Annotated in this window: 21 protein-coding genes; 18 read left to right on the top strand and 3 right to left on the bottom strand. The window is 42.4% G+C overall.

All coding sequences use genetic code 11. The features are described 5' to 3' along the window. The first annotated feature begins 227 nt into the window (after positions 1–227). The 7 genes from ANSO36C_RS17985 to prfA all read left to right on the top strand — a co-directional run bounded on the left by ANSO36C_RS17985 (position 228) and on the right by prfA (position 5058). Positions 228–1175, top strand: coding sequence for a DNA-directed RNA polymerase subunit alpha (locus tag ANSO36C_RS17985; RefSeq protein ID WP_094349104.1), 948 nt, complete (start codon positions 228–230; stop codon positions 1173–1175). A gap of 31 nt (positions 1176–1206) precedes the next feature. Beyond that, positions 1207–1557 carry a 50S ribosomal protein L17 gene (rplQ, locus tag ANSO36C_RS17980; protein ID WP_069070759.1) on the top strand — a complete coding sequence of 117 codons (351 nt, stop codon included), beginning with the start codon at positions 1207–1209 and terminating at the stop codon, positions 1555–1557. Positions 1558–1624: 67 nt separating this feature from the next. Next, positions 1625–2473 (top strand): tRNA pseudouridine(38-40) synthase TruA, encoded by an 849-nt coding sequence (gene truA / locus ANSO36C_RS17975; RefSeq protein WP_251960364.1) that lies wholly within the window; start codon positions 1625–1627, stop codon positions 2471–2473. Positions 2474–2589: 116 nt separating this feature from the next. Continuing rightward, entirely contained in the window at positions 2590–3051 is a 462-nt protein-coding gene (gene rplM, locus ANSO36C_RS17970) for a 50S ribosomal protein L13 (RefSeq protein WP_251955663.1), read from the top strand. Next, positions 3051–3467 (top strand): 30S ribosomal protein S9, encoded by a 417-nt coding sequence (gene rpsI / locus ANSO36C_RS17965; protein WP_104906415.1) that lies wholly within the window; start codon positions 3051–3053, stop codon positions 3465–3467. The genes rplM and rpsI overlap by 1 nt, the downstream gene beginning before the upstream one ends. Positions 3468–3614: 147 nt before the next feature. Further along, positions 3615–3857 carry a 50S ribosomal protein L31 gene (gene rpmE, locus ANSO36C_RS17960; RefSeq protein ID WP_251955662.1) on the top strand — a complete coding sequence of 81 codons (243 nt, stop codon included), beginning with the start codon at positions 3615–3617 and terminating at the stop codon, positions 3855–3857. Positions 3858–3960: 103 nt separating this feature from the next. After that, a complete protein-coding gene (gene prfA / locus ANSO36C_RS17955; protein WP_251955661.1) occupies positions 3961–5058 on the top strand; it encodes a peptide chain release factor 1 in 1098 nt (365 codons plus the stop codon). An 88-nt stretch (positions 5059–5146) separates the two neighbouring features. Here the strand turns inward: prfA and ANSO36C_RS17950 are convergent, their stop codons facing one another. Further along, positions 5147–5593, bottom strand: coding sequence for a hypothetical protein (locus ANSO36C_RS17950; RefSeq protein WP_251955660.1), 447 nt, complete (start codon positions 5591–5593; stop codon positions 5147–5149). Positions 5594–5833: 240 nt separating this feature from the next. Between ANSO36C_RS17950 and ANSO36C_RS17945 the strand changes: the two genes are divergently transcribed. From ANSO36C_RS17945 to ANSO36C_RS17895, 11 genes are all read left to right on the top strand, one after another. Then, positions 5834–6196: a helix-turn-helix domain-containing protein gene (locus tag ANSO36C_RS17945; RefSeq protein WP_094342463.1), complete on the top strand. Its 363-nt coding sequence runs from the start codon at positions 5834–5836 to the stop codon at positions 6194–6196. 117 nt (positions 6197–6313) lie between these two features. Beyond that, positions 6314–6793, top strand: a complete 480-nt coding sequence (locus ANSO36C_RS17940) for a DUF29 domain-containing protein (RefSeq protein ID WP_251955659.1) — start codon at positions 6314–6316, stop codon at positions 6791–6793. 95 nt (positions 6794–6888) lie between these two features. Then, positions 6889–7335 (top strand): DUF4336 domain-containing protein, encoded by a 447-nt coding sequence (locus ANSO36C_RS17935; protein ID WP_251955658.1) that lies wholly within the window; start codon positions 6889–6891, stop codon positions 7333–7335. Further along, positions 7332–7598 carry a DUF4336 domain-containing protein gene (locus tag ANSO36C_RS17930; protein ID WP_251955657.1) on the top strand — a complete coding sequence of 89 codons (267 nt, stop codon included), beginning with the start codon at positions 7332–7334 and terminating at the stop codon, positions 7596–7598. The genes ANSO36C_RS17935 and ANSO36C_RS17930 overlap by 4 nt, the downstream gene beginning before the upstream one ends. A 230-nt stretch (positions 7599–7828) precedes the next feature. Beyond that, a complete protein-coding gene (locus tag ANSO36C_RS17925; protein ID WP_251955656.1) occupies positions 7829–8245 on the top strand; it encodes a hypothetical protein in 417 nt (138 codons plus the stop codon). Positions 8246–8279: 34 nt separating this feature from the next. Beyond that, entirely contained in the window at positions 8280–9077 is a 798-nt protein-coding gene (locus ANSO36C_RS17920) for an Rpn family recombination-promoting nuclease/putative transposase (RefSeq protein WP_251955655.1), read from the top strand. Between the two features lie 51 nt (positions 9078–9128). Next, on the top strand, positions 9129–9440 hold the full coding sequence (locus tag ANSO36C_RS17915) for a hypothetical protein (RefSeq protein WP_251955654.1): 312 nt from the start codon (positions 9129–9131) through the stop codon (positions 9438–9440). 155 nt (positions 9441–9595) lie between these two features. Continuing rightward, the gene (locus ANSO36C_RS17910; RefSeq protein ID WP_251955653.1) at positions 9596–11281 is read left to right on the top strand and encodes an ABC-F family ATP-binding cassette domain-containing protein; all 1686 of its coding nucleotides are present in this window, start codon (positions 9596–9598) and stop codon (positions 11279–11281) included. 222 nt (positions 11282–11503) lie between these two features. Then, positions 11504–13102 (top strand): 2,3-bisphosphoglycerate-independent phosphoglycerate mutase, encoded by a 1599-nt coding sequence (gpmI, locus tag ANSO36C_RS17905; protein ID WP_251955652.1) that lies wholly within the window; start codon positions 11504–11506, stop codon positions 13100–13102. An 83-nt stretch (positions 13103–13185) separates the two neighbouring features. Continuing rightward, on the top strand, positions 13186–13419 hold the full coding sequence (gene secG / locus ANSO36C_RS17900) for a preprotein translocase subunit SecG (protein WP_251955651.1): 234 nt from the start codon (positions 13186–13188) through the stop codon (positions 13417–13419). Between the two features lie 10 nt (positions 13420–13429). Beyond that, positions 13430–14242 (top strand): peptidase, encoded by an 813-nt coding sequence (locus ANSO36C_RS17895; RefSeq protein ID WP_251955650.1) that lies wholly within the window; start codon positions 13430–13432, stop codon positions 14240–14242. 61 nt (positions 14243–14303) lie between these two features. Here ANSO36C_RS17895 and ANSO36C_RS17890 read toward each other — a convergent pair whose 3' ends face one another. Then, the gene (locus ANSO36C_RS17890) at positions 14304–14747 is read right to left on the bottom strand and encodes a DUF29 domain-containing protein (protein WP_251955649.1); all 444 of its coding nucleotides are present in this window, start codon (positions 14745–14747) and stop codon (positions 14304–14306) included. Between the two features lie 303 nt (positions 14748–15050). After that, positions 15051–15227 carry a DUF6887 family protein gene (locus tag ANSO36C_RS17885; protein ID WP_251955648.1) on the bottom strand — a complete coding sequence of 59 codons (177 nt, stop codon included), beginning with the start codon at positions 15225–15227 and terminating at the stop codon, positions 15051–15053. Positions 15228–15244: the final 17 nt, after the last annotated feature.

Genomic DNA, 15244 nt, shown 5'->3' with positions numbered 1-15244 from the left:
CAAAGCTTGGGCGACCAGAAGCGTGTCAGATTTTCCCACTGGGAAAGCTGTTAGGCTTCGGGCTACCCAAAATATTATTAGCACCTGCAAGCTCAATAGAAGTGTCAAACTATACCGTAATTTTATACTAGTAGTTTGATATACCTATAATCTACAGGACATAAATTCAATTCTGGAGGCAATTGATTTGTCTGCTAGCAGCACCTTAAAAGAAGGGAGGCTCATCCGTGGCGCAGTTTCAAATTGAATGTGTAGAGTCGAATACCGAAGAAAGTCGGAACCATTACAGTAAATTTGTTTTGGAACCTCTAGAACGCGGTCAAGGGACAACTGTTGGCAACGCACTGCGGCGGGTTTTACTGTCTAATCTAGAAGGTACAGCAGTTACAGCAGTGCGGATTGCGGGCGTTTCACATGAGTTCGCCACAGTTCCGGGCGTGCGGGAAGATGTGCTGGAAATCCTCATGAGAATGAAGGAAGTTATCCTGAAAAACTATTCTTCGCAGCCTCAGATTGGTAGATTACTCGTTAGCGGCCCAGCAACAATCACTGCGGCACATTTTGATTTGCCCAGTGAAGTAGAAGTCATCGATCAGACTCAGTATGTAGCCACCATCGCTGAGGGTGGAAAGCTGGAAATGGAATTTCGGATCGAGAAAGGCAAAGGCTATCGCACTGTAGAGCGAGGACGTGAGGAAGCCACATCGTTGGATTTTCTGCAAATCGACTCGATATTTATGCCGGTGCGAAAAGTCAACTATAGTGTTGAAGAATCTCGTGGGGAAGGCTTGATTCCAAAAGACCGACTACTGTTGGAAGTTTGGACAAATGGCAGTATTTCTCCTCAAGAAGCACTATCTTCTGCTGCTGCGATCTTGGTAGATTTATTCAACCCGTTGAAAGATATCTCCCTAGAACCAACAGATACAGGTTCCGATATTCCAGACGATCCAACTGCCCAGATACCCATCGAAGAGTTGCAACTTTCTGTGCGGGCATACAACTGTCTCAAACGGGCACAAGTTAACTCTGTGGCAGATTTGTTGGATTATACCCAAGAAGACCTCTTAGAAATTAAGAACTTTGGGCAGAAGTCAGCAGAAGAAGTCGTGGAAGCTTTGCAGCGACGCTTGGGCATCACCCTGCCAATGGAAAGAGGCTCTAAACACCCTTAAGAAAAACCTTCATAATTCATAGTGCATAATTATGCGTCACCGTTGTCGCGTCAAAAAACTCAGTAAACCAGCCGATCAACGCCGTGCTTTACTGCGATCGCTCGCCACCGAGTTGATCCGTCATGGTAAGATCACCACCACTTTAATTAGAGCGAAAGTTCTCCGAAGTGAAGTGGAAAAAATGATTACTCTAGCTAAAAATGGCTCTTTGGCAGCACGCCGGGAAGCTCTTGGCTATATCTTCGACAAACAACTGGTTCATGCTCTATTTGAGCAAGCTCCAACTCGATATGGCGATCGCCAGGGCGGTTATACCCGCATCCTGCGTACCGTACCGCGTCGGGGTGATAATGCAAAAATGGCAATAATTGAATTGGTTTAAGTCATTGGTCATTGGTCATTAGTCATTCACAAATGACGAAGGACAAATGACAAAGGACAAAATCTGTATGTTAGAAAGCCCCCAGCCTACACAAACTCATCGAGTAGCCTTGGTAATCCAATACCTGGGCACTCATTTTCATGGCTGGCAACGGCAAAAACAACACCGGACAGTCCAAGAAGAGATTGAAATTGCGATCGCTACTATTCTTGGCTACCATGTGACTCTACATGGGGCTGGGCGAACCGATTCTGGAGTTCACGCTGCTGCTCAAGTAGCCCATTTTGAAGCAACAGGTTTTATTCCGCCTCACAAGTGGGCAACAATCCTCAACAGCTACCTGCCGCCAGATATATTAATCAGGGCTTCAGCTAGTGTCGATAACCGTTGGCACGCTCGCTTTAGTGCAGCCTATCGACGGTATCGCTACACAATATATACTCAAGATCGGCTTAACTTGTTTGTAAGACCCTTCAGTTGGCATTATTATTATGCACCCCTGGATGAATCCTTAATCCAAGCTGCCTTGAAACCTCTATTGGGAAAGCATCACTTAGCTGCTTTTCACCGTGCAGGTTCAAAGCGATCGCATTCCTGGGTAGAGGTACAAGCAGCAGAGTGTCGTCGCAGTGGGCCATTTATCCATATTGAAATACAGGCAGATGGATTTTTGTATGGCATGGTACGGCTGTTGGTAGGGATGCTGGTAGAAGTAGGTTCTGGACAACGAACACTTTCTAGCTTCACCCAACTCTGGAAAGAAGAACGCCGGGAAGAAGTGAAATATGCTGCCCCGCCTCAAGGCTTGTGCTTGTTGCGAGTCGGCTATCCCGATTTTCCCTTTCCAAAAGAGGTTTGGTACGACACCTTGCCAAAGTTCGTCACTAGTCAAGAGTCATTAGTCATTGGTCAGTAGAGACGCGATTAATCGCGTCTGTACAATCGTCATTAGTGAATAACAAAGGACAACTGACAAATGACAACGGACAAATGACTAATGACAAATTAAAAATGACAAAGGACAAATGACAAATGACAACAGTTAAAACATACCTTCCTTCTCAAGCATCCCTTGAGCGTGAGTGGTACATAGTAGATGCCACCGATAAACGCTTAGGTCGCCTCGCCAGCGAAGTCGCCCAGGTATTGAGAGGCAAAAAGAAACCCGAATATACACCTCATTTAGATACAGGTGACTTCGTAATCATCATCAATGCTGAGAAAGTAGCAGTCACAGGCAAAAAGCGCACTCAAAAGCTTTACCGCCGCCATTCTGGTCGTCCCGGTGGGATGAAAACTGAAACTTTTGCTAAACTGCAAGACCGCATACCAGAGCGAATTTTAGAACAAGCTGTTAAAGGTATGCTACCTAAAAATAGCCTGGGTAAGCAGTTGTTCACCAAGCTTAAAGTTTACGCTGGGCCTACGCATCCTCACGATGCTCAAAAACCTAAAGAACTAAAAGTTAGTACAATTCCTGGAGAAGAAAATTAATGGTAGTAGCAGATGCTAATAGCGGTCGCGCCGTATACTGGGGTACTGGGCGCCGTAAGAATGCGGTAGCACGGGTACGCTTGGTTCCAGGCACCGGTCAACTGATTGTGAACGGTAAAGATGGAACCTTGTATTTCCAATTTAACCCTAACTACCTGGGAGTCATTAAAGCACCCCTGGAAACTCTGGGGCTAGAAAACGAATATGACATTTTGGTGAAAGCAGAAGGCGGCGGCTTGACCGGACAGGCTGATTCTGTTCGCTTGGGAGTTGCTCGTGCTTTGTGCCAACTCGACCCAGACAACCGCCCACCTTTGAAAACCGAAGGTTACTTGACTCGTGATCCGAGAGCAAAAGAGCGGAAGAAATATGGTTTACATAAAGCCCGGAAAGCACCTCAGTACTCTAAGCGTTAGAGAATTGGGCACTGGTGAAGAAGGTGATAGGTTACAGGAGATAGGTGATAGTTTTCTGTTACCTGTAACCTGTTCCCTTCTCCCTTCTTCTAGCTCCAATTGAAACCTGAAAGTTATAATTGATATAGATTCATCACAAAAAGAACAATGGCTAAAGCTGATATTCACCCCCAGTGGTATCCAGATGCTAAAGTTTACTGCAACGGTCAAGTTGTTATGACCATTGGCTCTACCAAGCCAGAATTGCACGTAGATGTTTGGTCTGGAAATCACCCCTTTTACACCGGCACTCAAAAGATTATTGACACTGAAGGTCGAGTAGAGCGCTTCCTCCGCAAGTACGGTATGAGCAGCACTCAAACATCTGGCGACGAACAAGACAAAAAGTAGCGAGTTGGCTCTGCTGTTAACGACGGCCCTGCATCAGCTGGGTCGATTTTCATTTATATGCTCGAGCCAATTTGTTATTTTTTAAGGAGCGATCGCAATCGTCATGGCTGAATCATACTTACTGGATAAACTCAAATCCGTTGAACAAACTTTTAATGAATTAACACGTCGTCTTGGCGACCCTGATACCGCTAGCAATCCTGATGAGTATCAAGAAATTGCTAAGTCTCGTTCTTCTTTGGAAGAGGTAGTTAATACTTATGAAACTTGGAAAGCAGCCCAAGAAGACTTGATTGGGGCACGTGAGGTTTATAAAGAATCTGCCAGTGATCCAGAGTTGCAAGAAATGGCATCACTCGAAGTAAAAGAACTTGAAGAAAAAATAGAACATTTAGAGTCTCGCTTGAAAGTCTTACTGCTACCACGCGACCCCAATGATGAAAAGAATATCATGTTGGAAATTCGCGCTGGTACTGGTGGCGATGAAGCAAGCATTTGGGCTGGCGATTTGATGCAGATGTACACCCGCTATGCTCAGACTCAAGGTTGGAAAGTTTCTCTAGTGAGCGAATCTCGTGGAGAAATGGGTGGCTGGAAAGAGGTCATTCTTGAAATTAAAGGTAATGACGTTTACAGCCAGCTAAAGTTTGAAGCTGGAGTACATCGCGTGCAGCGCGTACCGGCAACTGAATCTGGGGGACGGGTTCATACTTCCACAGCTACCGTGGCGATTATGCCAGAGGTGGATGATGTGGAAATTCACATTGACCCGAAAGATATTGAAATGACTACAGCCCGTTCTGGTGGTGCTGGTGGACAAAACGTCAACAAGGTGGAAACAGCCGTTGACTTGATGCACAAACCGACGGGAATACGCATTTTCTGTACAGAAGAACGCAGCCAGTTGCAAAACAAAGAACGGGCGATGCAAATTCTGCGGGCGAAGTTGTATGACATCAAGTTAGGCGAACAACAAGCAGAAGTAACTTCCATGCGGCGATCGCAAGTTGGTACTGGATCGCGATCGGAAAAAATTCGCACCTATAATTATAAAGATAACCGAGCTACCGATCATCGGTTAGGTCAGAATTATTCTCTTACCCCTGTTTTGGATGGTGATTTAGAGACACTTATCCAATCTTGTATATCTCTAGACCAGCAAGAACGTCTGGCGGAGTTAGCGACTTCTGCGGCTAACTAATACCAATTCAATTAATGATTGCAACACATCTTTGGTTGGATAAAGACGCGATGAATCGCGTCTCTACAAATGGTAATAATTTTTGCTGTTAAATATCCTGTAAAACCACTTGTTGTAATGTTGCTTTTAACACAGACAGGTGGTTTTCTAATATCGCGTGGAGTATATCTTCTATTTCACTGGGATAATGGTAATAGGCAAATTCGTACTTCATAACGTAATTTAACTTTGCCCATTCCTTCAGGGTTTCACAGGTATAAATTAGCTTTTCCACTTCTTCTTGCCAACGTGCAAAAATTCGGTAGCTAAAAAAGCTGCTGCATATATTGCCTTTTGCATCCCAGTAGGAAATACACACTTGATGCTTCAGAAGGTGGATTTTTTTGATTTGCTTAACATCGTAGCCTTTAACTTTTAAAGCTTCTTTGGTTTCGGCGTCAGAAATGTTCCACTGTTCTGGTTTAATTTTATTAGTGGCTATAAAGTTTTTACCTTTGCGGCGATATTGATTAATTTTGCGTGGCTTGCGAAACATGATGCACCTTCGATATTATTTCTTCGCAGCAAAGTCTAGCTACTAGCTGAAGTGCTGTAGCAAACTAAGTTTTTTGGGTTGATTAAAGATAGATGGGTTATTCTACTAGCTTGATGCCTGTAGTTGCCGATTTACAACCAGAGATATAGTTTAGTACTAAAACACAAGGCTGTCAATATAAAAGTAAACTTGTATTATTGAAAGTAAACTTGTAAATAAAGTTGGCTAGCTATATAAGCAGTGAAGATCGAAAGCAAACAAAAACTGATTGAGATCATTAAACTAGCTCGCGGTTCAATGAGTCAGCGAGCATTTGGTAAGCTTTTGGGAGTATCTGCTACTGCTGTTCAGATGTGGGAAAAAGGTGTGAAGGTGCCAGATACAGAAAATTTGGCTCAAATCGCATCGAAAGCAGGCTACACAATGGAAGAGTTAATCAGCTGCATTGATGGCAAGCCAATTTCAGAAACTTCAGATTTGAGTCTGATTCTGAGACAAATCCAGCACATGCCTTTGGCCCAAGTGGCTCAAATTGTGCAAGCTGCGGCAGATAGATTGGCAGCTGTGGCTGAAGCATCCGGGGATGAAGCCAAAGCAAGTTGAATATTAAAATAATTCGTAATTCGTAATTCGTAATTCGTAATTAAGTTTTTTAAGGACGATTTAGCGCAAAATCGGATCAAACTAGCTTGTGGTTTCTTGCTGTCAAGATTCAACCCTATGGACAAACCTTTTTTGTATGACCAAGACTTCTATGGCTGGACACAGCAGCAGGCTAAAGCGTTAGAGCAGAGGCTAGTTATGGAACTAGACTGGCAACACCTGCAAGAGGAAATTCAAGCTTTGGGGAGACAGGAGTATCGGGAACTCGTGAGTCGTCTGAGTGTATTACTCGGTCATCTCTTGAAGTGGGAGTATCAACCCCAACAACGCTGTCGCAGTTGGTTTTTAACAATTAGAGAACAGCGCCGCGGCATTCACAGACATTTGCGACAGAACCATAGCTTAAAGTCTCGAATCGAAGAAGCCTTGTTAGATGGCTTTGAAGCGGGAGTCGATTTGGCGCTACGAGAAACTAATTTACCATTACGAACTTTTCCAGAGCATTGCCCGTATTTATTTGATGATGCGATGTCTACGACAGGCTACGCCTACGCAGATAATTTTCTGTGCGATACTCGTCAAGACTGGGAAGGATAATTACTACAACTTTTCTGGATTATAAGTTTTTAATTTATATTGAGCCTTGTCATTTTGTCACACATAACCGCTCATAGCTGCTGCTGGAATTAGTTATGCTCAGAAAAATTGATAAGAATATTTGGATCGCCGAGCAACCGTTAAGGTATTTTGGATTGAGTGTCGGTACAAGAATGACGGTAATTCGTTTCACTAATCGTGAATTAGCTGTTATCTCCCCGATCCAAGTTGATGACGAAACTACTGAGCAACTCAATAAGCTTGGAAATGTTAAGTATATTATTGCCCCAAATCTTTTTCACTATCTGTTCTTATCTAACTTTAAGGCTCTCTATCCTCAAGCAAAGGTCTATGCTGTATCGGCATTGAAGGCTAAAAGACCTGAGATATCTATTGATAAAGCATTAGAGGATAGTGGCAAAAATCTTTTAGGCGAACTTGAATGTTTATTATTTGAAGGGTTCAAAACCTTTCTTCCAAGTGGAGCATTACCTTTAAATGAGTACATTTTTTTCATGCTGAAAGTAAAACTTTGGTTTTGACAGACACAGCTTTTTACTTTGATGAAAGTTTCCCAATTACAACAAAATTAGTAGCCAAAATAATGGGAGGTTACAAGAAACTTAGACCATCATTGTTAGAACAGTTGGCTACTCAAGAAAAGGAGAAGGTTAAACAATCAGTTCAAAAGGTACTGCGATGGGACTTTAGAAGAGTTATTGTGGCTCATGGCAGCATTGTAGAGCATGATGCAAAGAAGCAGTTTAAAGAAGGGTACGAGTGGTTTTTAGGGGAGTCTCTTTAAAACCACGCACCACCGCAGCTTTAAGGGAGATAGTTTCAGCACAAGGTAGCCTCACATAGATTTGGTATTAGACCAAATAGCAACTACTGGCAGTTAAGGAATAAATGGTTTTAAAATGGTGCAATCTTAAAATATTTAGGGATGCAGCTATGTCGCTACGCAATGAGCCTTTAGATTAGCAAATTGAAACGAATAATCCTTATATACCAGTTTATCATCAAGGCGATTTGGTGGGATTTTTTAAACCAGAATATGCAAGTGAAATTATTAAACTTTTAAAGGAAGAAGAAGTTTTAAAGAAAGCGCTAAAAATGGCTTGTACTGATTTAATTAAAAAAATCGGCGGCGATACCAGAAAAGTCAATTTTTTAATGGAAAAATCTGTAAAAACTAGTGAACTTCCCAAGCATGGAACTAGAGCGATCGCAGTTTTACTTCAAGATAGGCAAAAAGAGCTTGACTTGAGTAACCAGGAGTTTGCAAAATTCTGCGACACTTTTAAATTATCTCCCACTGAACTGAATAATATTTATGCCGGAGAAGCATTTGATGATAGTTTATTAGCACCCCTTTCACGTATATTAGGGATAGCAAAAGAGCAATTACTGAAAGTGCGAGATGGTTCTGAAGAATCAATTAATACATGAACAGCAAATCAAAATATTCAAATGATATAAAGTTGTGAAAACAGACATCATCTTTTATCGGCTGTTTCAAGAATTCCCTGATATCTTCTTTGAACTTATTGGTAATCCTCCAGAAGAAGCTAGCCTTTATCAATTTTCATCAGTTGAAATCAAACAAACAGCCTTCAGAATAGATGGTGTGTTTCTACCGACACAAGGAAGTGAGAACCCGATTTACTTTGTTGAAGTGCAATTTCAAGCTGATGGAGAAATTTATTCACGGCTAATTGCAGAAATATGTTTATACCTCCGTCAGAATCAACCATCAAATGACTGGGGTGCTGTGGTTTTATACCCCAACAGGAATGTAGATACAGGAGATATCAAACATTACCGTGAGTTTTTCACAAGTGGGCGCGTCAGGCGGATTTATTTGGATGAATTAGGTGAAGGTGCATCGCTTCCAATTGGCATTGCAACTGCTAAATTAGTAATTGCAACTGACGATATAGCGATCGCACAAGCAAGGGAGTTGATAGACAGAACCGAGTCAGAGATAAGCTCACCATCAAAACAGCAGCAGTTATTACAATTTATAGAGACTATTTTGGCTTACAAGTTTCCCACAATGACTAGGGAGGAGATGGAGCAAATGTTTGGCTTAAGCGAGTTAAAGCAAACCAAATTTTATCAGGAAGCCTTTCAGGAAGGCATTGAACAAGGTAGGGTTCAAGGCATTGAGCAAGGTAAACTCAGAGCAGTACCAGCAATGTTGGCAGCCGGGTTGACTGTAGAACAAGTAGCACAGGCGCTAGATTTGAGTGTCGAACAAGTCAGACAAGCCGCGCAGTAGGATTCTTCTGATCAAGGAGTAGAGGAATTGGTGGACTACAACATAGGAACTATGAGTTTCAAAGATACAAAAATTTATCAAGAAGCATTTGAAGAAGGGCGTTTGGAAGGTTTACGGCAATCAGTACCTCGTCTATTAAATTTAGCGTTAACTATTGAGCAAGTTGCCGAGGGATTAGGTTTAACTATAAACAAAGTTCAAAATGCGAAACTCTATCATGATGGCATCCAAATAGGGGAGCGTAGAGCCAAATTAAAATTAATACCCACCTTGTTGAAATTTGGGGTGACTGTGGAACAAGTGGCAGAGGCATTTGATTTCAGTGTCGAAGAAGTTAGACAAGTAACACAAAGCCAGCCTTGAGATATATGTGGTAAATTTTATCCGTGGCTCAAGCCAAATTTGGTTTGCGGCTTCCAAACTTAATCACGACGAATTTATAGTTAATTTTTGTTAATATTAGAGGCGGTGTTAGTACTTCGTCCTCAACCACCCACTCCCTACCTGAGAGAAACTTAATGCTGCGACTAGAACATATAAGTAAAATTTATCCCACAGGCGAAGTTCTCAAAGATATCAACTGGGAAGTTAAACCAGGCGATCGCATTGGCTTAGTCGGTGTCAACGGTGCTGGAAAATCCACCCAACTCAAAATCATCTCTGGGGAAATGGAACCCACCGCAGGCGAAATCATTCGTCCTAATAGCTTACATATAGCCTACCTTAACCAAGAGTTTGAAGTAGACCCCACCCGCACTGTTAGAGAAGAATTTTGGACTGTCTTCAAAGAAGCCAACGAAGTACAGCTGTCTCTGGCGCACATACCACAAGAGATGGAAACGGCTAGCCCAGAGGAACTGGATCGACTGATCGACAAGTTGGATCGCTTGCAGCGTAAATTTGAAGCCTTAGATGGCTACAATTTAGATGCACGCATCGGGAAAATTCTACCAGAGATGGGGTTTGGGCTAGAAGATGGCGATCGCCTCGTCAGTGCCTTCAGTGGTGGTTGGCAAATGCGGATGAGTTTAGGTAAAATTCTCCTGCAAAAACCCGACTTGTTGCTGCTGGATGAACCGACTAACCACCTAGATTTAGAAACCATTGAGTGGCTGGAAAACTACCTCAGAGGGCTGGTTACGCCGATGGTAATAGTCTCCCATGACCGGGAGTTCCTTGACCGCCTCTGCAACCAAATTGTGGAAACGGAACGTGGCGTTTCTGCTAGCTACCTTGGTAACTACTCGGCATATTTAGAACAAAAAGCCGAAAGTCAATCAGCACAACTTAGTGCTTACGAACGCCAGCAAAAAGAAATAGAGAAACAGCAAACCTTTGTTGATAGATTTCGTGCCAGTGCTACCCGCAGTACCCAGGCAAAAAGCCGGGAAAAGCAACTCGACAAAATTGAACGCATTGAAGCACCCATTGCTGGGGTAAGAACTCTACACTTCCGTTTTCCCCCCGCACCCCGCAGTGGACGCGAGGTAGTAGAAATTAAAGATTTAACCCATCTTTATGGTGAGAAAATCTTGTTTTTGGCAGCAAATCTCCTCATTGAAAGGGGCGATCGCATTGCTTTCCTTGGCCCCAACGGTGCTGGAAAATCTACCCTGCTGCGTGTAATTATGGGGATGGAACCACCCACTGAAGGTAGCGTTCAATTAGGGGATCACAACGTTATTCCCGGTTACTTTGAGCAAAATCAAGCTGAAGCTTTGGATTTGAAGAAAACTGTCATGGAAACTATCCATGATGAAGTTCCAGACTGGGATAATCAAGAAGTTCGCACGCTTTTAGGACGCTTCTTATTTACTGGTGATACTGTATTTAAAGCAGTTGGGGCATTAAGTGGAGGAGAAAAAGCTCGTCTGGCGTTGGCAAAAATGCTCTTACGTCCCGCGAACTTACTAATTTTGGATGAGCCGACAAACCACCTAGATATTCCAGCGAAAGAAATGCTGGAAGAAGCGCTCAAAAATTATGACGGTACGGCAATTGTAGTTTCCCACGATCGCTACTTTATTTCTGAAGTAGCTAACAAAATCGTCGAAATTCGTGATGGGGAATTCCGGGTTTACTTAGGAGACTATCATTACTATCTCCAGAAAATTGCCGAAGAAAAAGAACAAGCAAAATTAGCTGCGATCGCTGCTGAAAAAGCTGCTAAAAAAGCTGCAAAAGCTTCTACCAAAAAGAAATAAGAGATTGAATACCGACTTAGTAGTAGTGCTAAAATGCTACTACTAAGTAATCACTTATTATTGGCGCTCAACAAAATTACAAAAAAATTGCTAAAGTTTAAAAAATCATTCAAAAAACTGTTAAGTCTTTCATAAAATAAATTAATAAGCAAAAATTCACTTGCGGCGTGGATTAGCAGTGGTATCATTCGGGTATTACAAAAAGTAAAGGGCAATTTTACTATGACCAAAGCACCTGTTGCTCCTGTGGTGCTAGTCATTTTAGACGGATGGGGCTACTGCGAGGAAAAGCGAGGAAACGCTATTAATGCTGCTAAAACTCCCATTGTGGACAGTTTATGGACAGCTTACCCGCATACCCTCATCCGCACATCAGGAAAAGCCGTAGGGTTGCCAGAGGGTCAAATGGGCAACTCGGAAGTTGGTCATTTGAACATTGGCGCTGGGCGAGTAGTACCGCAAGAACTGGTACGCATCTCTGATGCGGTCGAAGACGGTTCTATTGCCTTAAACCCAGCACTCGTCAAAATTTGCCAGGAAGTTCGTTCTCGGAATAGCAAGCTGCATCTAGTCGGGCTTTGTTCTGAGGGAGGGGTACATTCGCATATTACTCATCTATTTGGGCTACTTGACTTAGCCAAAGACCAGCGAATTCCAGAAGTTTGTATTCACGCCATCACCGATGGTCGTGACACCGCCCCAACTGACGGTGTAAGAGCAATCACACTGCTGCAAGATTATATAGACCGTACAGGCATTGGGCGCATAGTCACCCTCAGCGGTCGCTACTACGCGATGGATCGCGATCATCGCTGGGATCGGGTAAAACGCGCCTACGACGTGATGACCCAAGATGGTACAGGTGATAATCGCACGGCTGTGGAAATCTTGCAAGAATCTTATGCCGAAGGGGTAAAAGATGAATTTATTAACCCCATCCGAATTGCACCCGGCGCAATAGAACCAGGGGATGGGGTGATATTTTTCAACTTCCGCCCCGATCGCTCCAGACAACTAACTCAAGCTTTGGTCAGTCCCACATTTAATGGTTTTGAAAGACAGCAAATCACACCACTGTCTTTTGTCACCTTTACACAGTATGATTCAGACTTAGCCGTGGCTGTAGCCTTTGAGCCGCAGAATCTCAGTAATATTCTGGGAGAAGTCATAGCCAATCATAGTCTGAATCAGTTCCGCACCGCCGAAACAGAAAAATACGCCCACGTCACCTATTTCTTTAATGGAGGACTGGAGGAACCTTTTGCTGGAGAAGATCGGGAACTGGTAAGCAGCCCGATGGTAGCGACTTACGATCACGCCCCAGCGATGTCAGCAGCAGCAGTTACAGATGTTGCGATCGCAGCGATTCAAAAGGGTATATATTCTCTAGTTGTGATTAACTATGCTAACCCAGACATGGTAGGGCATACTGGTCAAATCGACGCTACCATTACAGCAATTGAAACAGTTGATCGCTGTTTGGGACGCTTGTTAGAGAGCGTTATCAAAGCCGGTGGTACAACAATTATTACTGCTGATCACGGTAACGCTGAGTATATGCTAGATGAGGGGGGTAATCCCTGGACAGCTCATACTACTAACCCAGTCCCCTTGATCTTGGTAGAAGGCGAGAAAGTCAAAATTCCTGGATATGGTACAAATGTCGAACTGCGAAGCGATGGCAAGCTATCCGACATCGCCCCCACGATTCTAGAGATTTTACAGCTGCCTCAGCCACCAGAAATGACCGGGCGATCGCTGCTAAAAACAGCAGATTATGAGCTGCAACGCACTCGCACTCCCGTGCAATTAGGGCTGTAAAAAATTGCTGAGTCCTGAGTTAGGAGTTATTAATGAACTCCTGACTCCTGTTTTTTAAAACTTGTTATAAATGAGATTCCACCATGACAGTTGCTAATATCGTGCAAGGCATTTGGGCATTTTCCGCTACTGGTTTGATTATCTTGGTTTTACTGCATAGCCCCAAAGGTGATGGCATTGGAGCCATTGGTGGACAAGCCCAGCTATTTAGCAGCACCAAAAGTGCAGAAAATACCTTAAACCGAATTACTTGGGCATTGACAGTAATTTTTATGGGTTTAACAGTAGTTTTAAGTGCTGGTTGGCTGCCTAAATAAGGATAAGTCAATGGGGAAAAAAACCCAACACCCGATACTTAACACTCTAATAAATTTAATTTCACGGCGGTTAATTACAGCTCTTGCCTTCTTTCTTGGCACAGGGCTGTTAATCTTTTTTACTAATTTCCAGTCGATTCATGGGTTTACAATAATACCAAAATATGCATACTCAGATTTAATAATCTCTCTCCCTCCATCATCTTCCCCAAAACCACATCCCTTACCGCCCACACTCGCAGAGTGGCAAGATAGCACTAACAGTGGTGACTACTTTTCCCAAGTCACAATAACCCAAGTAGGTTATTTAGTTTGGTCGCAATTTCCCATTCGAGTTTATGTAGAACCGTCTAAAGCTATCAGCGAAAAACAAGCTCAAGCATGGGTTAATGATGTCTTGAAGGGTGTACAGGAGTGGAGTAGTTATTTACCTTTAAAAATAGTCGAACAGCCAGAAGTTGCTGATATTGCGATCGCACGAAAAGTTCCACCTCTACAAATTTCTCCAGGTAGTAATATAACCCGTGCGCGATCGGCACAAACTACTTACGAGTTATACACCAGCAACAAAGTTTTATCTCACCGCTTCACCATCTTGTTAAGCCCCAGTCAAACAGGTGAGTATCTCATTGCAGCAGCCCGCCACGAATTCGGTCATGCGCTGGGAATTTGGGGTCATAGTCCGCTACAAACTGATGCGCTATATTTTTCTCAAGTTCGTAACCCGTCGTCTATTTCTCCTAGAGATGTAAATACTCTAAAACGGGTTTATGAACAGCCGACTACTTTGGGATGGTCTTTGGTAGATAATTCAGCGACTTAATTTTATGATGTTTCTTAGTTAAAATATGAATATGTTTAGCGCAAAGAATAAAAACTTAAGATTAAGGCAACCAATTTTTATCTAAAATTTGCTCTAAGGTATAAAGACATAATTCGGGTAAATTGGTTAAATTTGTTTTAGCCCTAACATAATCTAAAGCATTGCTATAAATTATGCTTAAATTCTCTTCTAAATGATTGCGTAAATTGGCACTTAAGTCTTCATTTAGTTGGTTCCGAAAACTAATAATTTCCGCAGCCCAATGATTAGCATTTCTTGGCTTTTCTAAATCCCAATATTGAGAAAGTAATAAATGTCTAATAATCTGTTCCAATAAACTTCTTACTCGCCTTTTTTCCTTTTTAGCCAAATCTTCCAATTCTTCTATTAAGTTTTCATAGTCAACATCTGCTAATTGTCGATTTTTGAGACATTTAATAGTCTCCTCTAACCATTGCAGGTAATTGGATTCATATAATGTTTTTATGTCAATGATTGTAGTCATTTGTTGATTTGATAGCTTTAATTTACTGTTATTTATTCTTTAATGCTAACTAATATACGGCTTATGTGAGTTGGAGGCTGAAACAACGCAGTCTCGTTCATAAGGCTAAAATTTATTATTAAAGCCAAGGCTGAAACCTTTGATATTACTTGAGAATTTTTAACTCACATAAGGCGTAATATATTAATTTTTGCCGATAATTATTTACATTTTAGCTTAAGCAAGAAGTATCGTTAAAACCAAAAACTCCACAGATATACTCTATAGAGCTTTATCCTATCTTGTAGGGGATTAAGAGCAATTTCACGATGCCAGTCTTTTCTTTAGCTCTGCCTCTAGTTGTTCATCAGTACTGACCACTACCCGCCCTGGCTTGGCTCTTATAATACTGAGGAAATATTGAAATGCTTCTTCATCTTGGGGGTTGGCTTTTACGTATTCCCGCAGTTCTTTTTCTGACAAATTTAAATAGTCACTCATCCGATAATCTCCTCTCC

The organism is Nostoc cf. commune SO-36 (genome assembly GCF_023734775.1).
GTDB lineage: Bacteria > Cyanobacteriota > Cyanobacteriia > Cyanobacteriales > Nostocaceae > Nostoc > Nostoc commune_A.
This window is presented reverse-complemented; position numbering and strand designations above follow the sequence as displayed.